The 21562-nt window shown below is 37.7% G+C and carries 23 protein-coding genes; 5 read left to right on the top strand and 18 right to left on the bottom strand.

Annotated features, from left to right (window positions below; genetic code table 11):
- On the top strand, nucleotides 1–534 hold the full coding sequence (locus AC3WJG_RS19150) for a PIN domain-containing protein (protein ID WP_043982419.1): 534 nt from the start codon (nucleotides 1–3) through the stop codon (nucleotides 532–534).
- Nucleotides 535–575: 41 nt separating this feature from the next.
- Here the strand turns inward: AC3WJG_RS19150 and AC3WJG_RS19145 are convergent, their stop codons facing one another.
- The 5 genes from AC3WJG_RS19145 to lipP1 all read right to left on the bottom strand — a co-directional run bounded on the left by AC3WJG_RS19145 (nucleotide 576) and on the right by lipP1 (nucleotide 4137).
- A complete protein-coding gene (locus AC3WJG_RS19145) occupies nucleotides 576–860 on the bottom strand; it encodes a hypothetical protein (protein ID WP_060745673.1) in 285 nt (94 codons plus the stop codon).
- A 43-nt stretch (nucleotides 861–903) separates the two neighbouring features.
- On the bottom strand, nucleotides 904–1797 hold the full coding sequence (locus tag AC3WJG_RS19140; RefSeq protein WP_025752359.1) for a helix-turn-helix domain-containing protein: 894 nt from the start codon (nucleotides 1795–1797) through the stop codon (nucleotides 904–906).
- Between the two features lie 149 nt (nucleotides 1798–1946).
- The gene (locus tag AC3WJG_RS19135; protein WP_257146702.1) at nucleotides 1947–2069 is read right to left on the bottom strand and encodes a hypothetical protein; all 123 of its coding nucleotides are present in this window, start codon (nucleotides 2067–2069) and stop codon (nucleotides 1947–1949) included.
- A 317-nt stretch (nucleotides 2070–2386) separates the two neighbouring features.
- On the bottom strand, nucleotides 2387–2626 hold the full coding sequence (locus AC3WJG_RS19130; RefSeq protein WP_337134006.1) for a hypothetical protein: 240 nt from the start codon (nucleotides 2624–2626) through the stop codon (nucleotides 2387–2389).
- A gap of 578 nt (nucleotides 2627–3204) precedes the next feature.
- Nucleotides 3205–4137, bottom strand: a complete 933-nt coding sequence (gene lipP1, locus AC3WJG_RS19125; RefSeq protein WP_102812695.1) for a LipP1 family hormone-sensitive lipase — start codon at nucleotides 4135–4137, stop codon at nucleotides 3205–3207.
- Nucleotides 4138–4337: 200 nt separating this feature from the next.
- On the opposite strand from lipP1, the gene AC3WJG_RS19120 reads away from it, so the two are divergent.
- Nucleotides 4338–4613 carry a hypothetical protein gene (locus AC3WJG_RS19120; RefSeq protein WP_025752355.1) on the top strand — a complete coding sequence of 92 codons (276 nt, stop codon included), beginning with the start codon at nucleotides 4338–4340 and terminating at the stop codon, nucleotides 4611–4613.
- 45 nt (nucleotides 4614–4658) lie between these two features.
- Here the strand turns inward: AC3WJG_RS19120 and AC3WJG_RS19115 are convergent, their stop codons facing one another.
- The 3 genes from AC3WJG_RS19115 to AC3WJG_RS19105 all read right to left on the bottom strand — a co-directional run bounded on the left by AC3WJG_RS19115 (nucleotide 4659) and on the right by AC3WJG_RS19105 (nucleotide 6885).
- Nucleotides 4659–5507, bottom strand: coding sequence for a YihY/virulence factor BrkB family protein (locus AC3WJG_RS19115; RefSeq protein ID WP_016764059.1), 849 nt, complete (start codon nucleotides 5505–5507; stop codon nucleotides 4659–4661).
- Nucleotides 5508–5694: 187 nt separating this feature from the next.
- Complete coding sequence (locus AC3WJG_RS19110) at nucleotides 5695–5898, bottom strand: alpha/beta-type small acid-soluble spore protein (RefSeq protein WP_098249755.1); 204 nt, start codon at nucleotides 5896–5898, stop codon at nucleotides 5695–5697.
- A gap of 126 nt (nucleotides 5899–6024) precedes the next feature.
- Nucleotides 6025–6885: a dimethylarginine dimethylaminohydrolase family protein gene (locus AC3WJG_RS19105; protein ID WP_337134007.1), complete on the bottom strand. Its 861-nt coding sequence runs from the start codon at nucleotides 6883–6885 to the stop codon at nucleotides 6025–6027.
- A 207-nt stretch (nucleotides 6886–7092) separates the two neighbouring features.
- Here AC3WJG_RS19105 and AC3WJG_RS19100 point away from each other — a divergent pair, with 207 nt between their 5' ends.
- Entirely contained in the window at nucleotides 7093–9264 is a 2172-nt protein-coding gene (locus tag AC3WJG_RS19100) for an MMPL family transporter (RefSeq protein ID WP_337134008.1), read from the top strand.
- A gap of 44 nt (nucleotides 9265–9308) precedes the next feature.
- Here the strand turns inward: AC3WJG_RS19100 and AC3WJG_RS19095 are convergent, their stop codons facing one another.
- The 3 genes from AC3WJG_RS19095 to AC3WJG_RS19085 all read right to left on the bottom strand — a co-directional run bounded on the left by AC3WJG_RS19095 (nucleotide 9309) and on the right by AC3WJG_RS19085 (nucleotide 10808).
- Nucleotides 9309–9608, bottom strand: a complete 300-nt coding sequence (locus AC3WJG_RS19095; protein WP_013056994.1) for a YxcD family protein — start codon at nucleotides 9606–9608, stop codon at nucleotides 9309–9311.
- Nucleotides 9596–10051 (bottom strand): hypothetical protein, encoded by a 456-nt coding sequence (locus AC3WJG_RS19090; RefSeq protein WP_013056993.1) that lies wholly within the window; start codon nucleotides 10049–10051, stop codon nucleotides 9596–9598. Before AC3WJG_RS19090 ends, AC3WJG_RS19095 begins: the two co-directional genes overlap by 13 nt.
- Before the next feature lie 247 nt (nucleotides 10052–10298).
- Nucleotides 10299–10808: a DUF3189 family protein gene (locus AC3WJG_RS19085; RefSeq protein WP_043982658.1), complete on the bottom strand. Its 510-nt coding sequence runs from the start codon at nucleotides 10806–10808 to the stop codon at nucleotides 10299–10301.
- Between the two features lie 438 nt (nucleotides 10809–11246).
- On the opposite strand from AC3WJG_RS19085, the gene AC3WJG_RS19080 reads away from it, so the two are divergent.
- Nucleotides 11247–11852, top strand: a complete 606-nt coding sequence (locus AC3WJG_RS19080) for an RraA family protein (protein WP_337134009.1) — start codon at nucleotides 11247–11249, stop codon at nucleotides 11850–11852.
- Between the two features lie 22 nt (nucleotides 11853–11874).
- On the opposite strand, the gene AC3WJG_RS19075 is transcribed toward AC3WJG_RS19080, so the two are convergent.
- The 5 genes from AC3WJG_RS19075 to proC all read right to left on the bottom strand — a co-directional run bounded on the left by AC3WJG_RS19075 (nucleotide 11875) and on the right by proC (nucleotide 16241).
- Nucleotides 11875–12237 (bottom strand): VOC family protein, encoded by a 363-nt coding sequence (locus AC3WJG_RS19075; protein ID WP_337134010.1) that lies wholly within the window; start codon nucleotides 12235–12237, stop codon nucleotides 11875–11877.
- Nucleotides 12238–12275: 38 nt separating this feature from the next.
- Nucleotides 12276–12473 carry a cold-shock protein gene (locus AC3WJG_RS19070; RefSeq protein WP_013056990.1) on the bottom strand — a complete coding sequence of 66 codons (198 nt, stop codon included), beginning with the start codon at nucleotides 12471–12473 and terminating at the stop codon, nucleotides 12276–12278.
- 354 nt (nucleotides 12474–12827) lie between these two features.
- The gene (locus tag AC3WJG_RS19065; RefSeq protein WP_028408576.1) at nucleotides 12828–14090 is read right to left on the bottom strand and encodes a glutamate-5-semialdehyde dehydrogenase; all 1263 of its coding nucleotides are present in this window, start codon (nucleotides 14088–14090) and stop codon (nucleotides 12828–12830) included.
- 114 nt (nucleotides 14091–14204) lie between these two features.
- Nucleotides 14205–15311, bottom strand: coding sequence for a glutamate 5-kinase (gene proB, locus AC3WJG_RS19060; protein ID WP_013056988.1), 1107 nt, complete (start codon nucleotides 15309–15311; stop codon nucleotides 14205–14207).
- Between the two features lie 87 nt (nucleotides 15312–15398).
- Nucleotides 15399–16241 carry a pyrroline-5-carboxylate reductase gene (gene proC / locus AC3WJG_RS19055; RefSeq protein WP_102812690.1) on the bottom strand — a complete coding sequence of 281 codons (843 nt, stop codon included), beginning with the start codon at nucleotides 16239–16241 and terminating at the stop codon, nucleotides 15399–15401.
- 451 nt (nucleotides 16242–16692) lie between these two features.
- Here proC and AC3WJG_RS19050 point away from each other — a divergent pair, with 451 nt between their 5' ends.
- A complete protein-coding gene (locus tag AC3WJG_RS19050) occupies nucleotides 16693–20253 on the top strand; it encodes a CheR family methyltransferase (RefSeq protein WP_337134011.1) in 3561 nt (1186 codons plus the stop codon).
- On the opposite strand, the gene AC3WJG_RS19045 is transcribed toward AC3WJG_RS19050, so the two are convergent.
- Together AC3WJG_RS19045 and AC3WJG_RS19040 are read right to left on the bottom strand one after the other, a co-directional pair.
- Nucleotides 20250–20870 (bottom strand): hypothetical protein, encoded by a 621-nt coding sequence (locus AC3WJG_RS19045; RefSeq protein WP_337134012.1) that lies wholly within the window; start codon nucleotides 20868–20870, stop codon nucleotides 20250–20252. The two genes, AC3WJG_RS19050 and AC3WJG_RS19045, sit on opposite strands and share 4 nt — an antisense overlap.
- Nucleotides 20867–21544, bottom strand: a complete 678-nt coding sequence (locus AC3WJG_RS19040) for a cobalamin B12-binding domain-containing protein (protein ID WP_272801814.1) — start codon at nucleotides 21542–21544, stop codon at nucleotides 20867–20869. The genes AC3WJG_RS19045 and AC3WJG_RS19040 overlap by 4 nt, the downstream gene beginning before the upstream one ends.
- Nucleotides 21545–21562 lie beyond the last annotated feature (18 nt).

Here is a 21562-nt window from a genome sequence, read left to right as displayed (position 1 = left end):
GTGTTGGGTGAAAAAGTAATCATTGATACAAACATTTGGGCTTCACATGCGCTTAATTATCCAGAAGTTGTAGAATATATTAATGAACTTATTTCAAATAATGCGGAATTTTTAATGCCTACCGTTGTACAAATGGAACTTCTGTCGCATTGGGAAGTAGAAACAAATCCTCAAGTCAAAGCAGTAAAAAATCATTATATTTACGATATGACAGATAAGATTGTGGACGTTACAAGTGAAATTGCGCAGCTAGCAGCTCAAATTCGCAGAAAAGCTAAAATAGAATCCAATAAAAAAATTAAAGGCCCAGATGCGATGATTGCCGCATCTGCTTTTATACATAATGCAAAACTGATTTCTAACAATAATAAAGATTTTGCTTGGATTACATTTAATTTCAGCTACCGGGGTCAACCATTATCTTATGTAAATCCTATTAAAGATACGATTGCTTATGCTTCTTTTATTAAAAGCTTTGAACACCCCACCCTTCCCGATGCTGATAACTTACAAGAAAACGAGAAGGAAAGCTAATTTGTTTTTATTTTCAAAATACTCCTTGTCTCCCGCCTTTTTCAAATTAAAAGTTTGATGAGTACATACTCCAATTCTTTCTGTAGTGAATACAGTAAAAAGCATAAAAACTTAGGCGGTGAAAAGAGTGAATTATCAATATTACCCGGAACAACCTTTAGAAGAGTATCAATATGGCTATGATTATTATTCAAATCCCCAAGAAGCTGACGAAAGATTCCCTTATGGTTATTATCCATATCCTCGCCCTCGGCCATTTTATCCTTACCCTTATCCTCGTCCCATTTATTATCACCCCCCTTATTTTTACCCTCGCCCTCGGCCATTTTACCCACACCCAGTGTATTGGAGATAAAAAAAGAAGAGCGATCAGCTCTTCTTTTTTGTTTCTTGATATTTAGACATCTCTTCTTGAATAATGGTCACAAATGCTTCATTTTGTTCAATTTCAAAAACGGTAATAGCTTTTTCTAGGTAGGCTATTCCTTCTTTAAGCTCATCAAGCTGACAGAGTGCTTCTCCAATTTGATAGTGCAGTTCTCCTAATAAATAAAGCGTCTCATGCTGAATACACAGCTCTAGTCCTGCTTGTGCATATTTAACCGACTTTTCATAACGTTCCATTTGCAAAAGCGCACGTGATAATCCATATAAAATTCGAATTTTAACAAGAGGATCTTTTAACTTAGGAAGCAAAGCAATATGCTGCAATCCTTCCATAAACGTACTGAACGCTTTTTTTAAATGACCTTCTTCTTCATAAATAATAGCAATACTATTTAAAATAGCAATCTCTTTTTCTGAATAAAACTGTTCGCTCGTACGCGTGAACGCAATAGCTTTTTCCAATTTACGAAGCGCTTGTTCAAATTTATTTCCAATATAATAATCACATATGGCTTCGTGCCATAGGAAAAATTGTGCATGAAAAGGATCTTGAAACATAGGATTATCTTTTTCTTTGTTCACCATATGTAACACGGTTTCATAATCGCGTTTTCGTATATAATGCCTAATGGTCGATTTAATTTCTTTTGAATAATCGTTGGGCGTTAGCTCTCCTGCTTCAAAGAAATAATTCATCGGAACCCCTAAGCGTTTCGATAAATGATAGAGAACTTCACTGCTTGCATGAATTTCACCTTGTTCAAATCGATGTAGCTCTTCTTCAGTACAAATTCCTTCTGATAACTCGACAGTTGTCATTTCCGCAATCTTTCGCAGATCTTGAATCAGCTGACCTACTTGTTTTTTATCATTCAAAAAATCACCTTACTTAATGTCGTCAATAAACTCTGTGAAAACAACGTTCCATTATGTTTTTATAAGTCTATTGTACCATTTAGTTAGTTTTTTTATCAATAGAATATAGCAAAATTATTCCAAAGGAAATTCTTGAAATTATAATTGAATTACTCTATAATCTCTCCATTATCATCATACTGAATATCTTCATTCAAATCTCCTAGATTATCCTCTTGCCATTGTTTCTGTTCTTCTGGTGTCATCTCAGCCCACTCAGTTTGACTATCCACCCACGGATCACCAGTCCATTTAGGCGTTTCACCTTCTTTAAGACTAGCTCTTTCCTCTTCTGCACGTTTCCTGTAGTATTCTTCTGATTGAGTATCTTCTTGTGCAGCCTCAGCATTTAATTCCGCTTCTATCTCAGCTTCTTCAGCCCATGTTTCAGCCTGATTAGCTTCATAATTATCAATTGTTTCTTGACTAACTGGAGATTCTTCCTGCTTATTTTGTTCTTCCTGTTAAGCTACTGCAGGCTGTTTTCCAGCAATCTTTTGTTGTTTTTGTTACTCAGCTACTTCCGCTTCTTCTCTCGCTTTCTGCTCTGCTAACTCTTTAGCTTTTTTTCTTTTTCAACTTTTACACTATACCCACGTAAATCTTTCTGTTCGTTTTGAATTTGCTGAGACTCAGACTTTTTATCTAAATCTTTGCCTTCAGACTTCTTTTTAGGTGCTTCAGCTACACTTTTCTTCTCTAGTAAATCATTTTCCCTCTTATAACTGTCACAAGCACCCATAGTCAAACTCAGTGACAGCAAAGCAGTACCAATTAGCAACTTTTTCACAAAATTCTCCCCTTTTGTTTAATTGAAGCCACAACCAGTAGTACCTTAAATTTCTTTTTATATAGTGTTACTTTAAACTGATAAACCAAGTTGGCTGATTACTTTTTCTACGTTCATAATTAGTTGGTTGGGTCTGCAACTATTGTTCATTACGTTTATGGCATATTTCAGGAAGCTCAAGCTTAAACCCTACAATTGCTCTATCACAGTACTCAGCCCTTCAACGAGTAAATAATACCACTAAATAGGTTATTTTTGTTATTTTTTCAATTATATTTCTTTTTTATTTCCCAATAAATTTCTGTTAAAATCGCTAATATTCCCCATATCTTCTTCTCTATAATCCATTATCATACTTTCCATAACCTCAAGAATTTCTTTTCTTCTTTTTCAGTTTGTTCTAGCATGGATAAAGCACTTAAGTTAGCTGACGTTTTGAATGTTAAAATGGATGAATTATATGAGAAAATTGAAAAGTAAAAAAGCCCAATCCAATTAAGGAAAGAACTTTTTAACTTTTACTATATTTTTAGTATTTTTTTAATTAAATATTTTATGACACTATATATCTTTGCGCCTTAAATAGAATCAAATACCTGACGCAGTTGAGCTGCGCTTTTATTGATCGCCTGCTGAGCGAGTGGGACGAATTCATGAAACCCTAAAAACCCGTGAATCATTGTTTCATAATTTTCATAGGTGACGGGGACACCGTGATTTTTTAATGCGTCCGCGTAGTCTTTTCCGCTATCTCTTAAAGGATCATATTGTGCTGTAATAATGGTAGCGCTGGGTAGACTCGATAAATCTTCTAGTAATACTGGAGCGTTATAGGGGTGCTGTTCTTCTTCTTTATTATTTAAGTACTGAAGGCGAAACCAATCCATGAGATCTTTTGAAAGAAGATATCCTTCGGCGTTTTCTTTCATAGAGGCAGGGTGTTGATTTTTAAATCCTACAGACGGATAAATAAGCAGCTGATGAACAATGGATGGACCTTGTCTTTGTTTTGCTAAAATGCTTACAACCGCAGCAAGGTTCCCACCGGCACTGTCGCCACCGACGGCAATTTTGTTTGAATCGATATTTAATTGAGACGCATGAGCTGAAATCCACTCCAAGGCGTCATAGGCATCGTTTATTGCAGCGGGAAATTTACTCTCAGGAGCAAGGCGGTAATCAACAGACACTACAATACAGTTTGTTTCATTTGCATACGACCTGCATATGGAGTCATGAGTATCCAGGCTGCCTAATACCCAGCCTCCTCCGTGATAATAAACAAGAGCGGGAAATGGCCCTGTTCCTTCAGGTTCATACACTCGTAGAGTGAGCGTACGTTCATTTAATTCAATTTCTTCATTATATACTTTTTTAACTGCTTCTTTAGAAGGAGTTAAGGACATCTTTTCCATTTCCCTCAGCTGTGGGGGTGTAACGTCCTCTAAAGAAGGACGGGGCATTTCATTATATTGATTTAGAAATATTTGAATATGCGGATCTAACGGCATTCTTCTTCTCTCTCCTTTCAAGGTAACTCTATATGTAATGATGAATGAAATTTCAGAAAAAATCCAATATATTGTCTTCTCGGCAGGCTTTTGTTTGTTTTGATTAAAAATGGGTATAACAATTAAATAAAGAGGATGATATTCGTATATATTTTATTCTCACCTATATAAATATAAATACGTACAAAGGAGGCACACCGATGATTATTGTTTATATAAGCTTAGCTGTTGTTTTGGCATCACTTGCGTATCTTATTTACGCAGGCGTATCATTTAATAAAAAAATCAAGCCAACTGTGAACTCTGTAAATGCCACTTCTCAGCATCTTCAAAACGAAACTGATCATATCAAAGAAAAAACAAATCATTTAAAAGTAACACAAGCAGCGATTAAAACCGATGTACAGTACAAAAAAGATTCGGTCAAATATACAGCCAACTCATTTAAACAGCTTGTGAATAGCTTTAAACGTTAAAAAAGGAAACCTCTATAAAGGTTTCCTTTTTTATTACATCTTTTATTACATCGCCTGAGACGTATCTTTAGGAGGCGCAGCCGTTTTGTTTCGGTGATAAATAGCGTTAATCTCTCCTCCAATAACGAGAATTAACCCTGTTAAAAATAGCCAAAGCATCAGAACAATCACGCCTCCTAAGCTTCCATAAGTAGCAGAATAATTGCCAAAGTTGCTTACGTAAAATGAGAACCCTAAAGATGTCAGCTGCCATAACAGCGTAGCAGCGAGCGCTCCGGGCCATACATGGGCAAAAGGAAACGTTTTGTTTGGCGCTAATCTGTATAATACGGATAAAACAAGTACCATAATGCCGACACCGATAATCCAGCGCAGAATATTTAAAACCACTGTTGTACCTGAAGGAAGAGAAAACCATTCGCTTATCCAATTTAACAAAACCCCTCCGAACACTGGTAAAAGAAGCGATACAACAATTGTTACAATTAATCCAATTGTTAAAAGAATGGACAAACCTCTTACTTTAATAAACGAGCGCTGTTCTTTCACGTCGTAGGCTTGGTTCATTGCACGGATAAAGGCGTTCATACCGTTTGAAGCAGACCAAATGGTTCCTAAAATCCCTACAGTCAGTAACCCGCCGTTTGGTTGGCTTATAAATTGAGCTACGTTATCTTTAAAGATTGCAGCCGTTTCTCCAGGCATAACGCTTTGAAGGACATCGATTGCCTCTTCCGGTTTAATAGATAGATACGGAACAATCGATATCAGTAAAATAAGCATAGGGAATAATGATAGCATATAATAATAGGCTTGCTCAGCCGCTAGTCCCGTTGCTTGGTCTTCTTGAATTTCTTTACCAAGACTTTTTCCAAATGATAATAGCTTTTTCATGATAAACCTCTACTTTCTCTTTTTTTGTTCTTTTCCCATTTTATGCACTTTTCAACCTTGAAAGTGGAGAATTTCAAGCAAAATCTCAAATCAAACGATCAAGAGAAAGTAGAATGATGTTTCCTACAAAAAAAGTTCCAGCTCAAAAGAGCCAGAACTTTTCATCAGAGTGTTTATGTAGAGCAGACTAGCGAATGTGTCCTTGTGCACCACTTAATTGCTGTTGCGCCATTGCAACAAGATGCTTCGTCATTTCTCCACCAACAGAACCATTTGCACGAGCCGTTTGCTCAGCGCCAAGCTGAACGTTAAGTCTTCCCGCAATTTCCGTTTTTAACTGATCAAGAAGCTGTTCAGCACCTTGAACTACAATAGGATTACGATTTGCCATGTTTATCACTCCTTTCCTTCAACAGCTTATATAGGTTAATGTTCCTTTCACTTGAAATTTTATACAACATCCCTCAAAAAAAGATCCCTGGCTATTGCCGAGATCTTTTTTTCTTTTTAAGCTTTTTTACACTCGTTCAAGAGGCATTGTGCAGCAGCGGAAAGAACCGCCCGACTTAATAATTTCAGATATATCAATTTCAATTACTTTATAGCCCCGTTTCCTTAACTCTTCATTCACTTCTGTATTCATTGGCAGGCTGATCACCCGCTGATTACCGATGGATAATACATTGGTTCCCATCGTAAACTGCTCTTCTTTTGTTACTTCAATTAAGTCATATTTCATGCGAAGTAAATTTAATTCTTTCTCATGTAAAGCTGGTGAAAATACGAGCGCTTCTGTAGGTGATAAAATATTTAACACACAATCAAGATGAAGATAAGACCGATCAATAGAAATCGGAACAACCTCATACGCTGGAAGCAGCTCTTGGATATGCTCCACGCCTTCTTTACTTGTACGGTCGCTGAGCGCAATAAAAATAGCTTGTCCATCAATCAGCACATCTCCACCTTCAATGGGATGGTCCGGTACCTGATGGAAAGGAATACCTTGCTGCTGCAGCCACTCTGCTAGCACTTGTTCTTCTCCACTTCGAATCTCGCTTCCCATTTTCGTGACAATAACGGTATCTCCCAGCGTATAGCCAATATCCCGCGTAAATACTTGTTCTGGAAATAGCTCTTGTGCAGATAGCCCGATGACTTCAACCCCTTCTTTTTGAAGGCATTCAACAAATTGACGGTGCTGCTTTGAAGCCAAGCTTTCATCAATGTTTTCGTCCGCATAATGCTTTTGTGTTTCATTAATAATTTCTTCAATTTTCATATATGTAGGTGGGCAAACGACCACACGTTTTAATGTATCATACTCATTTTTACACCCGTAACTATTCGTCATTTTAGCTGGCTGTTTCATTTGCATCTTTTTAAATCCCCCTTCGTGCATTTATGTACAGTGTTCCCTAAATCTCCTGAAACATAAACACGATTTTGCTGAGGAAACACCTCTGCCCATCTATCTAAAAAGCTTTTTCAGGCAATAAAAACAAAAAAACACAATACTTCTTCTAATTACAATAACTGTTAGTATAAAATAGTCTAGTAACTGTACAAAAAATGGGAGGCTAATATGAATAAAGTAGCGAACGCATTATATGCGGGCAGAAAATTTTTATTAATACTGTGGATCATCCTAATTGTCGGATTTGGCTTTTATGCGGCTAAGCTTCCTTCTGTGCTGGGAGGAAACGGATTTGAAATGAAAGGAATGTATAAAGATACCGAGCAGCTTTTAGTTGATAAATTTGATGTTAGCGAAGCTCAGATCATCGTTTTGTTTGAAAAAAAAGACGGAGTTTCTGACTCGAAATTCCAGCAAACAATCGCTCAGTATATGCAAAAAGCAAAGGACAAATCAGACGCGTCGAAAGTTGACATACCAACGGCTTCTAACAAGATGATAAAAGGAAGCACAGCGTATGGAATTATCCACTTTAATCACGATGATGGAACGATGGATAAACGAGTGGAAAAGATCAGAACTCTTTCAGCTGATGAAAAAGAAGTTAGTGTAAAATTAACCGGTGGTCCTATTATTGAAAAAGATATGAATACAGCAAGCCAAGCAGATTTAGCAAAAGCAGAAGCCATCGGTATTCCTGTTGCTTTAGTTGTACTCCTTCTAGCTTTTGGCGGCGTGGTAGCCGCTGCAATTCCTCTTATGATAGGAATTGTAACCGTTGTTACCACCATGGGCGTTGTCTATTTCTTTCATCCGTACACAGAGCTGTCCATCTTTATTTTAAATGTGATTCCAATGATTGGATTAGCTCTTAGTATTGACTTTGCCCTTTTATTTATTAATCGCTTTAAAGAAGAAATTCAAACAAAATCGGTAGAACAAGCAATCAAAATCACCATTCAAACAGCGGGACGCTCGGTCATCTTCTCAGGATTATGCGTATTTATTGGATTAGCGGGAATGCTGTTTATTCAAGTGGATATTTTTCAAAACGTCGCTCTTGGAGGAATGGCTGTTGTTTTTATTGCTGTGTTTTCAGCTCTTACGCTGCTTCCTTCCATACTGGCTATATTAGGTACACGCATTAATCGTTTACGCATCTTAAAAGTCAGTGAACAAGGCGGTCAGTCTAGGTGGCGTTCATTCGCTACATTTGTTATGAAGAAGCCTGTAACTATGACGATTGTTTCTCTTATCATTCTGTTAGTAGCACTTATTCCCGTTCGAGACATGCATCTAGAAATACCGTCTTCAGAAGCGCTGCCAACAAAATACGAGTCTCGTCAAGCTTTTGACACGTATAACGATACGTTTATAAATAAAAACACGGCAGACGTTTATTTTGTGCTAGAAGCTAAGCAAGATATGCTGAATGAAACGCCTTTAACAAATGCCTTTACTTTTATAAAACAATTAAAAGAAGATGCGTTAATTAAGCAAGTCGATTCTATTTCTACCGCTTTAAATGTAAAATCAAGTGATCAGCTTCAAGCTATGCTGGAAAACCCGCAGATAAGTGCGCAGACAAAGCCAGCTGTAGATTCGTTCATTAACGGACATTATATGCTTATAAAAGCTACGCTAGATACAGACCAAAATTCAGATGAAGCAAAAGATTTTGTTCGAAAATGGAAAGACAAACATTCACTTTTCACCGTTCATATTGGCGGCTATCCAAAATTTGAACAAGAAATATTCGATGAAATTTATGAAAAAGCTCCATATGGTTTGGCTCTTGTTTTATTTTCAACGTATGTCATTTTAATGATTGCTTTTCGTTCTGTCCTCATTCCTTTAAAGGCTATCATTATGAATATTTTAAGCTTAACAGCTACGTTTGGTTTACTTGTATGGCTGTTTCAAAATGGACATTTAGGTCTTACTCAATCTAATATTGCTTTAGTGCTGCCAGTCTTTGTTTTCGGCCTTGTATTTGGACTCAGCATGGACTACGAAGTCTTTTTGATTTCGCGCATTCATGAAGTGTATCATCAAACCCGCGATAATAATGTAGCAACGGTAGAAGGCTTAGCTTCCACTAGTAAAATTATTACGAGCGCTGCTTTAATTATGATCGTGATTACAGGAGCCTTTGCTTTTACAGACGTAACGCCTGTTAAACAAATGGGTGTAGGAATTGCTTTAGCTATATTTATCGATGCAACGATTGTCAGAATGCTTCTTGTCCCTTCTCTTATGAAATTGCTTGGAGATGCCAACTGGTGGTTTTTCACTAAAAAACGCGATAAGTCCAGTTCCAACGAACAGTTAAAATCATAATAAAAAAACCGCTCAAGTGAGCGGTTTTTTTATTGAAGGCTTCTTTAACGACTTAATTTAGCAAAAGCGATAATGCCTTCTTCATCGTCTAATTCCAGTTCTAGTCCTGCTGCGTATGGGTCTACGTTCATTTCCGTATCCAGCCAGAAGCGCAGCGCTTCAATAATGTTCAAAGTAATATGAACCTGCTTACGATCATGTACGTATGACTCTGCTGAAAAACCGTAGTCATCATCATACATTAGCTCAATCTCTACTTCTTGAGGCTGAACTTGTTTTTTTTCTGCGATATACAAACACATCGCATTGATAATATCTTGTTCAGAAATTTTTATTGTCTCCAAGATTTCACTTCCTCATTTTTACGCTTGTTGCTACGTACGCTTTGGAATAACTTTACTACAAGAAGAATTAAAGCTACAATCACAAGCATATTTACCATAAAGCCTAAAATTGGGCCTAATGGTCCTAAGCTAGATAGCAAGCTTCCGAATAATAAGCCCGCAATTCCTCCCATTAAAAGACCTTTCATTAAGCCGCCGCGCTTTGAGCTAGCCGCTGTACTTTTAGATGATGAGTTTTTAGAAGTATTGTTTTGCTTAACAGAGTTGCTGTTATTGTTTTTAAATAAGCTTGATTGGTTATTGCTTCCGCTGTCAAAAGAGCGCTTTCCTGACTTATACCCTTTTGCGCTTGCTACGTTTGAACCGTCATGAATAAGTGATCCACCGACTGGTGAAAACACAACCGCTAATGCGATAAATGCGGCCAATAATTTTTTTACCATTGTTTTCCCTCCACTAAATGACTAACGTCACATATGTTTTTTCATATATGATTTCCATATATGTTCCTACGTTTCATCATACCAAAAGGTTTCACTTTTTTATATAAAAATGCATCAAGCTACATCAAATGTTCACAGGATTAAACATTTGCACGTATTTCTTGCTTATATAACATCAGTTAAGTATAAATCAAAGGCATTCATAAAACTAACAAAGGTCCTTCATCTTTATTATATATAGCTTATTTTACACTTCGCCGAAAACATTATCTAAAATTTCTATTTTTGAGGTAGTGACTTTTGCAGAATTCTTTGTTTGCTCCACTAATTTAATAATGTCTTTATGGGCCTGCTTAGCACCTATTATTAATAAAGGAACACCTATTACATTAATCTTTAACCTTCTTGAGAACAAACCTCCTAGTGTCATAGATAAGGGTACGGTGGGAGATGTATTGGAAAAAAGTATTTTCGTTTGTAATTCTCCTTTTTTATTTAGCAAATTGGCTAACTCATACATAGCAGGAACTACTACTTTTGAAGACCCTCTCCCTAATGTATATACTTCATTTTTTTCTTCATCATATCCATGAAAAATTAACTTCCCCATATCCTTAGAAGTCAATTTATTAAAAACATCAATATTTAATATTTCTTTATCAGTTGGTTCTCTATTAGCAGGGAGCTTTTTCAGATGGTAAGCAGCTGCCAATGCTGATGAATGTGTGCCTCCGTAGCAGTTATAAATATAAATCATCTTGTCATCTCCTAAATAACTAACTCTCCTTTCATTATGATCAAAATTTCTCTGCTCCATTCTTAGATTTCCCAGAAGAAATTCTGTTCTTTCCCTATTAAAACCCGTACAAAAAACATCCTGGAATACAATTGTTACACTCCATTCTTTACGTCCCAAAACTACTTCCCTCTTGATTGAAGTTTAAAAAGATTCAAGAAATTCTTGGTAATAGAGACATTCAAACAGTAACAATAAAGGATCTATATACTTATATGACGAATAACATACAGGAAAAAGATTTAGTGAATGGATGAAATTTGTCTCTGAAAGCTTCTAACATTGCACGTTTGTAGTTAATTCGTCTTCAATACTTCATATTATATACTTGCCCTTTCATAAATAAGAGCTTTCTCTTATATGAATATAGATAGAATATAATCAAAAAGGAGAGATACGATGTTGAATGAACAGCTCCCATTATCAACAGCAAATTTATCAGATGCAATGGAAGGTGCAAACCACTTAGACTTTTCTATTAAGCCATTGCAGCGTCATTACAAACTATTTGGGCCAGCTTTTACCGTAGATACGCCTGCTGGCAATAATTACTCAGTGCTTGAAGCGATTCGACTAGCGGAGCCTGGAAGCGTGCTCGTCATTGATGGAAAAAGCTACTGCAACCGTGCCTTAGCAGGAGATTTCGTAGTAGCCATGGCGAAGCTTGTTGGAATAAGCGGTATTGTACTCGATGGTGTTATACGAGATCAAGAAGATATTGAAAAGCTCAATTTCCCCGTATTTTGCAAGGGCTCTACGATTGCAGCAAGCAGCAAAAAAGAAAAAGGAAAGGTAAACGAGATCATTTCCTGCGGAGGCGTGAAGATCCGTCCTGGGGATTTTATTGCAGGTGACGACGGTGGAGTCATTGTCATTCCTAAGGATGAAGCCGAAGAAGTATTAGCAAAAGCACGGGAAAAGTGGCAAAAAGATAAAGACAGAGAAAATGAAGTATTAGTTAGCAAAGAAACGGTATATACGTATTTAGATAACGCCCTAAAATAAAAGACCTCCGCTTGGAGGTCTTTTATTTGTCATATTGTAAAAATTCTAATCGATTTCCGAACGGGTCATGGACAAAAAAACGTTCTCTCCCTGCAATAGGCTCTTCTTCAGAAAGAACACAACCAGAATTTGCCAGCTTACATCTAAGCGTCTTGATATCTTCCACGACAAAAGCTGGATGCGCTTTTTTAGCAGGTATGTAGTCATCTTGAATACTGATATGCACTTCTTGAGTCCCACATTGAAACCATATGCCGCCCCTGTGCCTTAAATTTTCCGGCTTAAGAACAGTTTTCATTCCTAAAAGATTTTCATAAAAATTTCTTGCTTCTTGCTCGCATCCTTCTGGACCAAGAAGCTGAACATGATCAATTCCTAGAAACATCCACAAACCCCTTTCAAAAAACGTCTTCCTAAAAGTTATTAATCAATGACTCTAGGATTATGAATAACCTGCAGTTCTTTTACAGCTTGCTTCATTTCGCTTTTGCAAATTGGACAAGTTGGCTGATCTCCGCTTTTAAAGTTATCTCGAACCCAGCAATTACACGTATCTGATGTACATTCCCAAACTTTTGTTTCTTCAATAACAGCCGGCTCTAAATTTTTACGATTATACATACACATCGTCTCCTTTAAACAGTACTTTTTAAGTGGATAATAAATGAAGATTAACTTAGCGTGTAAATGTGGTAAATGGCGCAAGATAAAGTGATACTATACATCCGTAAATCAATCTTTGAGGAATACATACGGCGTCTTGAAAGACTAAAATAAAAATGAAGTTATAACAAAGCAGATAGCAGTTGCTTTTCTTAAAACAACGGGATAGTCTGAAAAGAACAAAAATGAAGATCACAAAAATTATATATTTTACTATTATAACAGAGTTTATAATTTTTTACAAATCAGCTTCCATTTACTTGTCTTTTCAAAAAAAAAAGCGAGCACATGATTAGGCTCGCTTTTCATTTCTTATCGAGTTTGTCCGTTTCCACTCATAATATATTTAATTGTCGTAAGCGCAGGAAGTCCCATTGGACCGCGTGCATGAAGCTTTTGAGTTGAAATCCCAATTTCAGCTCCAAATCCTAAAGCTCCTCCGTCAGTAAAACGCGTAGATGCATTATGATACAGTGCCGCTGCATCCACTAAAGACATGAAGCGTGAAACGGCTTGTTCATCTTCTGAAATAATGGCTTCAGAGTGTTTTGTTCCATATGTTTCGATATGGTCAATCGCTTCATCCACACTTTCTACTACTTTCATCGCGATCGCTAAGCGCAAATACTCTTCAGCCCAGTCTTTTTCAGCCGCTGGTTTTGCTCCAGGAATTTCACCTACTGTCGCTTTGTCACCATATACTTCAATATTGTGATCATTGAATGCTTGAATCAATTCATCTTTATGAGAATCGAGCCAGTTTTTGTGTACAAGAACCGTTTCTGCTGCGTTACACACCGCTGGTCGATCTGTTTTTGCATTTATCAAAATCGGAATGGCCTTCTTAACGTCAGCTTGTTCATCGATATAAATATGGCAGTTTCCGACTCCCGTTTCTAACACAGGAACCGTTGCGTTATTGACGACCGCTTGAATCAACGAAGCCCCTCCGCGCGGAATTAGCACGTCAATATGCTCTTTCATTGTAAATAATTCTTGCGTAGCCGCACGATCTGTACTTGAAATAAACTGTACCGCTTCTTTAGGAATTGGCGTTTCATCAAGAGCTTTATGAATAATGTCCACAATAGCTTGGTTAGATGAAATAGCTGAAGAGCCGCCTTTTAACACAATGGCATTTCCAGATTTCAACGCTAGCCCTGTTGCATCTACCGTTACGTTTGGACGTGCTTCATAAATCATTCCGATAACGCCAAGAGGCACGCGTACTTGCTTTACATCTAGACCGTTATCCAATGTCCAGTTTGATAAAACATCTCCTGTTGGATCATCTAACTCAGCAACTTCACGAAGGCCGTTTGCAAATTCTTTTACACGTTCCGCTGAAAGAGCAAGGCGATCCATCAGCGCTTCGTCAAACCCTTTTTCTTTCCCGTTTTTTAAGTCTACTTCATTTGCTTTTAAAATATACTCCGTGTTGTTTTCAAGTGTAGAGGCAATCGTTAACAACGCATCGTTTTTTTGTTCTGTTGTTAGTAAACTTAATTGTTTAGCTGCTTTTTTTGCTGAAATAGCTTGTTCTTCTACTGAATACTTTTCATTTGTTTGTAACACCAAATCACTCCTGGATTCGTTTTAGTTTTGTTTGATTTTAAAGTGTGAGGCATAAGAGGTAAATGCAATCATGCAAAGAAAAGGAAGGGCTCCTTTTCTTTACAGCATGTTTGCTTACAAACCGACCGGTACTGGAATTTCTAAGTGACACACTAGACCTTCGCTGTCTACAATCGGTTGATCAATTGGCTCATTCAGTGCAAGTTCATCAGATGAATAATTTGTCACGCCAAGAGCCAGCTCATTTTCGTCTTTATCTAGAATACGTACAACTGCTCGTTCACTAAAGTGGCCTTTAATATATTTAACGTGCTCGCGAAGTAAAGGCTCTTTATCTTCAATAATTGCACGTTTCGCGGCATCTTCGACTACTATTTCCCCTTCAGGACCAGAGTTAAACGCAATCCACTGCTTTTTCTGATTAAGGTTCGCAGAATCATCTTCAGATTCAAAATACGTTCCTGTTGCATCTCCGTCAACCGCTTGTGTTAAGATGTTTGGCACGCCGGCTCTTCCTAAAAATGCTGGAATTCCTGATGCCATAGCGATTTTGAACGCGTCAATTTTCGAGCGCATACCGCCTGTTCCAACTGAACTTCCTGAATCTCCTGCAGATTCTTCGATTTCTTGCGTGATTTCCCCTACGTGAGGAACTAATTTTGCATTTGGATCCTGGCGAGGGTCCGCGCTGTATAAGCCATCGATATCCGATAAAATAATAAGCAGGTCGGAATCCACTAGTCCAGCAACTTTAGCTGAAAGTGTATCATTATCGCCAAATTTTAATCGATTGATGGTTACCGTGTCGTTTTCATTGACAATTGGCACAATGCCGCGTTCTAACAGCACGTTAATTGTATTTCGGGCATTGTTGTAACGATTTTCGTCTGAAAAATCGTCTCTTGTAATTAAGATTTGAGAAGCAACGTACCCATGCGATAGAAACAGTTCTGAATAAGCCTCCATTAATAGTCCTTGACCGATTGAGGCAGCTGCTTGTTTTTCAGGCAAAGAGCTAGGTCGCTCTAAGCAGCCAAGCTTGCGGTATCCTGCAGCTACAGCTCCTGATGAAACCAACAGTACTTCATGACCGCTGTCTTTTAAGTCTACGACTTGATCCACAAGGCGCTCGAGCTTCCGTCTGCTGATTTCACCGTGTGAACTTGTTAATGAACTACTTCCAATTTTAATTACAACCCGCTTCTTATTGTCGGGACTCATCAAATCACTCCTAGTGTGTTCTGTATGTTTTCTTGTTTATGATTATTTTTTTGTGGTGAGGAATTCACGAAGAAGATAAGTGACGAATTAATTAGTACTTGCCACTTTTTGTAGTTGAGCACTCATTTCTTTTGAACGCTTTGATGCTCCTTTGACTGCTTGCATCATTGCTTCTCCGCCGCCGTGTTTAGCTAAGGCGTCTAAACCAGCTGCTGTTGTACCGTTTGGAGACGTCACATTTTCACGAAGCTCCGTCGGCGTTTCATCTCTTTCCATCATCATTCTTGCTGCACCGTAAATGGTTTGGGCGCCAATTTCACGTGCTAGCTCAGGATCGAGACCTTCTTCTTTAGCTGCTTTCTCGATATGCTCCATAAGGAAATAAAAATAAGCGGGTCCACTTCCGGCAATTCCTGTGAAAATGTCCATTTGAGGCTCATCAATCACGTACACTTTTCCGATTGCAGAAAGCAGCTCTTTTGCTGTTAGCACAGCATCCATTGCAGCATATTGACCTGGAGATATAGCCGTTGCTGATTGCTGAATCATACTTGATGTATTCGGCATCACTCGAATGACCTGCTGTTCATCATGCAACAACTCTTCCATGTAAGAAGACGAAATCCCTGCAAGAACAGATAGGACAAGCTGGTCTTTGTTGATTTGAGGCTTTAATTCGTTTAATGCCTCTTCAGCGCCTTTTGGCTTCATCGCTAGAATAAAAACGTCAATGTCATCTGTTTTCAGCTCGCTGCGCTTTACTGCTTTGATGCCATATCTATTTTCAAGTTCGTACAGTCGCGCATCATTGCTTCGATTCGTTACGATAATATTTTCAGCGGGTAATTTCTTTGCATTGACCATACCAGAAATCATCGCTTCTGCCATCGATCCAGCACCTAAAAAAGCAACTTTTTGTTTTTGATCCATCAAATCTCCCCTGTCATTTGTTCGTATTTTTGTTCTCGTTTCTTTCAACGGTTCCTATAGTAACACGCTGAAAAAGAGTGTCAAGTTGAATTTAACCGTTTTTTTCCTCCTTGAGCGTATAACCTTATGCATATGTAAGCGCAAACAAAACTTTTTTAAATATTTTTTTCTGTAAAAAAAACCGATTTTTTTTATAAAAATGCGTTTATATAAAGAAAATCAGGGCATACTATATAGTTTGGGCTTTAAATTTTTTTTACGAAAAATAGAGGAATTTTGAAAACGTTATTTGAACAATATAATAGGTTTGCTAAAATGAACCTATGTACCAGCATCTTGGTTTTTTTTGAAAAATTTACTTTTGATGTAAACCATGCCGTGCTGTCGACGTTAAAATAAACAAAACGACATACAATCTAGGAAGTGTCGAAACATTATTGGAGGTTCTATTATGAAGAACAACTCGTTTTCTACAGTTCCATCGTCTTCAGAAGGAATAGAGAAACAGGATTTACACGTTGTGGGAATTGGCGCTTCTGCCGGAGGGTTAGAAGCTATTGAGCAGTTTTTCGCTAATATGCCTTCACCAAATGGAATGGCGTTTATTATTGTGCAGCACCTTTCCTCTAAATATAAAAGTTTTATGCCAGAACTTTTAGCAAAAAAAACAGGAATGAATATCAAACTGACACAAGACGGGATGACTTTACAAGAAGACACAATTTATTTAAATCCTCCCCATCATTATGTGACCGTTGTGGATCATACTCTTCGCCTTCGTCCTTATGAAGAAAATGATCAGGTGAAGTATCCCATTGACGCCTTTTTTCATTCTTTGGCTGCTGCAAAAAAACACCGGTGCACAGCCATTATTTTATCGGGAAAAGGAAATGATGGAACAGGAGGAGCAAAAACAATACGAGAGTATGGCGGAACTGTACTTGTACAAGATGAAAGCACAGCAAAGTACAGAGATATGCCCCTAAGCGCTATTGATGCACACCTTGCTGATTATATTCTTTCTCCTGCTGATATGCCTGACCTTGTGCAAACGCATGTCAGCCAAACTGAATTTACATATAATGAAGAAACGCTGCAATATATTTATTCATTAATAAAGAAGAAAACAGGCATCGACTTCTCTATGTACAAAAAAAACACGGTGCTGCGACGACTTGAAAAGAGAATGGCTTTACTCGATCCTCCCTCTCAAACGATGGAAGAGTACCGGGACTATTTATGTAAAGAAGCCGAAGAAATCGTCGAACTGCAGCGAGACTTGCTGATTGGAGTGACGCAATTTCTTAGAGATAAAGAAGCATTCTCTATTATTGAAGAACAAGTCATCCCTCAATTAGTTGAAAGAAAGATTCATAGCCAAGAAGATGAAATCCGCATCTGGGTAGCAGGTTGTTCTACTGGTCAAGAAGCATACACGTTAGCTATTTTGCTTCATGACTATTTATCAACAATCAACCGTTATTTCGATGTCCGAATCTTTGCTACGGACATCGATCGTCATGCAATCAAAAGAGCAAGCCAAGGCATTTATGAAGAAGCGGAAGTTCATTCCTTCTCAGCAGCTCAGATTAATGAATATTTTGAGCAAACAAAACACGGTGGTTATCAAGTTAAAAAAACAATCCGCAAAATGATTGTTTTTGCCCCGCATAATATAGGAAAAGACTCGCCTTTTGTAAACGTTGATTTAATTAGCTGTCGAAATATGATGATTTACTTCCAAGCTGAACTGCAGCAGCGCATTTTGTCTCTTTTTCATTTTTCTTTGACAGAAGAAGGCGTACTTTTTTTAGGGCCTAGTGAAACAACAGGAAATTTGTCTGATTTGTTCCGCCCTATCAACAGTAAGTGGAAAATATTTAAGCGTTCGGGACAGCCCAGCCGACAAATTACGGGAGCTTTTAATCTTTCAAAATCCAGCTTGCATGAAGGTGATTTTTCTAGCGTACCGCTGCCAAGCCAACTTTATAAGCCGCTTCCTTCACTCAAACTAGATGAGATGTATCAGTCAATGATTGATCACTTTATGAGCCCTTGTCTTGTATTAAATGAATACAACGAAGTGATCTTTTGTTCAAAAGAAGCGACTCAGCTTATTAACGTTCCTGTAGGGAAAATTAATTATACAATTTTCAAAATGGTTCCCGTTCACGTCTCTTTAGCCATTGGAGCAGCTATTAAACGCGTAAAAGAACAAGGTATGAGCGTATGCTGTCAGCACATTGAATTTGTCATAAACAACGTGCAGCGCCGTTTTAATATTACGATATCTGCCCTTCCAACAAATCACTCTCTTTACTTACTTATGTTTGATGAACAGACAGACGGTGCCATTATTGATAAGGAAGAGCCCATGTTTCTTAATCAAACAAGCTCTATTAGTGAGCTTGTAGTAGATTTAGAGCAAGAGCTTCATTACACACAGCAGCATTTGCAAACGACGATTGAAGAGCTAGAAACAGCAAATGAGGAGCTAAAGTCCACAAACGAAGAACTGATTGCTTCTAACGAAGAACTGCAGTCCACAAATGAAGAACTGCAGTCTGTTAATGAAGAGTTAATTAGTGTTAACAACCAGTACGAGCGAAAGATTGAAGAATTAACGGACTTAAATAACGATATTGATAATTTATTAATCAGTACAACTATTGCTACTATCTTTTTAGACGAGCAGCTGAATATTAAATTATTTACGCCGGAAACGAAAACAGTGATCAACGTTCTTCATCAAGACATTGGAAGACCTTTCTTTCATATTTCACATAACTTTAGATATGACCATCTAATCGAGGATGCAATGCACGTTTTAAGAACAAATAACACCCTTCAAAAAGAAATTCAAAGCTATGATAACCAATGGTACAGCATGAAAATGATGCCTTATCGTACAAATGAGAATTTAATTAACGGTGTAGTTATTACGTTTATTAATATTACAGAAATTAAACGATCAAATGAAGAATTGGCTATTACATCATTTGCAGTCGCTCACAGTCCTACGGGCATTTTTATTACCGATCATCAAGGTAAAATTAAATACATTAATCAAAAATTCATGGAGCAAAAGCATGCCCCGCAGGAAGTATTTGGGCTACACCTCTATGACTTATATACAAAAAAGCTGGGGGTTAAAAGATTTCCTAAGATTTGGAATGAAGTATACAGAGGAGAAAAATGGAACGGAGAAATTTCCTACGTTCAAGAAGACGGAGAAACCGTTTGGGAACAGTTAGCCTTAATGCCTGTTAAAAATGATCAGGATGAAATCATCCATTACATTGGGTTAAGCGAAGACATTTCACAGCGCAAACAGTCGGAAATGATGCTCAAAAATTCAGAGATGTTGTCGGCACTGGGACAGCTGGCTGCTGGCATTGCCCATGAAATACGAAACCCTCTTACATCATTAAAGGGCTTTTTACAGCTTATGATGCAAGAAGAAACGTATAAAAGAGAATATATGGATGTCATGATGTCCGAGTTTAACCGCTTAGAACTAATTATTAGCGAACTGCTCATTCTAGCCAAGCCCGAAGTCGTAAAATATGAAAATAAACAGATAAATTTAATTCTTCAAGACGTATGTACGCTGCTGCATACACAGGCCATTCTTAAAAACATTACTATTTCAACAGATTTTGAAGAAAAATTACCTGTTGTTCATTGTATTGAAAAAGATATGAAACAAGTATTTATCAACATGGTAAAAAATTCTATTGAAGCGATGGATGACCCCGGGTCTATTCTGGTAATATCTAAATTTGATCCAGATACAAATCAAGTAGTCGTCCAAGTGATAGATGAAGGAAAAGGCATGCCGAAAGATCGATTAACACGAATTAGCGAGCCTTTCTATACAACAAAAGAAAAAGGAACAGGATTAGGATTGATGGTGAGTCACAAAATCATTAGTAATCATAAAGGAAGCATTTCGTATGATAGTGAAGAAGGAAAAGGAACAACGGTAGAAATCCGATTGCCGCTTTCTTAATGCACTTTGTTCTTCTGCCTTAAACATTCAAGCTCCTGATTAATTACATCTTGAATGTCAAACAAATGTGTAGAGACCAATTCAATATATTCTCCTTTTCCTGCTTCAATTACGTCGGAGCGGATAATATTTAGGAGGTCTTGAATGGTTAGCACATTTGTTTTCATTTCTCGAAAATGACGCTGAAGATCAACTAGCTGCATTTTTTTCACCGTTTCTACATCTGTTTCCCTGACTGAAAAATCTTGGTTCACTTGTGGTGAGTCTTGCATAAGCATAGAGCGAAACTGTTGAAGAGTTGATTGAACACTCATCATATGCTCATGAATAGGATAGCAGAAAACAGCGTGCAGCGAATGATACGCTTCAGGCTTAAAATGAAAATCAAAAAGAGCAACCGGGTTAGAAAACGTGCGCATATTTACTTCGATTTGCACTTCTTCCTTTCCCTGGAGTGCTCTTTTTACTTTTTCTTGGCTGTCTTCATCAACTAGATCTAAAAAGTTCTGAACAGGCGGGAAATTTTTCGTGACGCTTGGTGTAAATTCAATTATTTCGTTGTCTTTATTGAGTAAAAACATTGGAACCGGGATGTGTTGAATCGGCAAACTGATCATATTTCTTCCCCCATTACTAACATTTTATCTTGCATCGAACTTTCTTTATTATTGATTAGAAGCCAGTCTTTAAAAGCTTGAATATGATTAATGAATATGGTTTTTGAAGATCCTGAAGCCGATAAATCATGCTTGTTGAGAAGCCTGCTGCCTACTAATACAAGAGGACTTTGCGGCATGTTTTCAATCTCAGCAATGTACTTTTGTAAATCAGGTAGCAAATGCACTTGGGAGACAGACAAGCACACTACATCAGGGTCCCATCTTTCAATGCTTTTTAGAGCAAACGGCAGCGGCAAGTTTGCTCCTAAGTTTTTAACTTCCCATCCCTGTTCTCTCATAAGTCCTGCAATCATTTTAATACCTAAGTAATGCTCTTCTCCTTCAATGCAAAAAAGAAGTGCTCGATGGCGCTGAAGCAATTGATGCCGTGATAGCTGAAAGCGAGTTAACACATAGTCACAGGTTGCAGTAGCCAAATGCTCGTCCGCGACTGAAATTTTATTTTCTTGCCACCTTTTCCCTATCTCATACATCGCTTCTGTCAGAAACGTGTATACGTCAGTTGAAGAATGGCCTTCTTCTATATATATAGCAATAAGCAGCCAGCTTTTTTGAACGTTTCCTTCTAGCAAACAATCAGCTAAAGCCGCTACATTACGAGAGTAAACGATAAGATCACGCCCTTTTCC

Source organism: Priestia sp. FW507-14D1A (genome assembly GCF_058781295.1).
The sequence above is the reverse complement of the archived record's forward strand: the minus strand, read 5'-3'. Positions and strand labels throughout refer to the sequence as shown.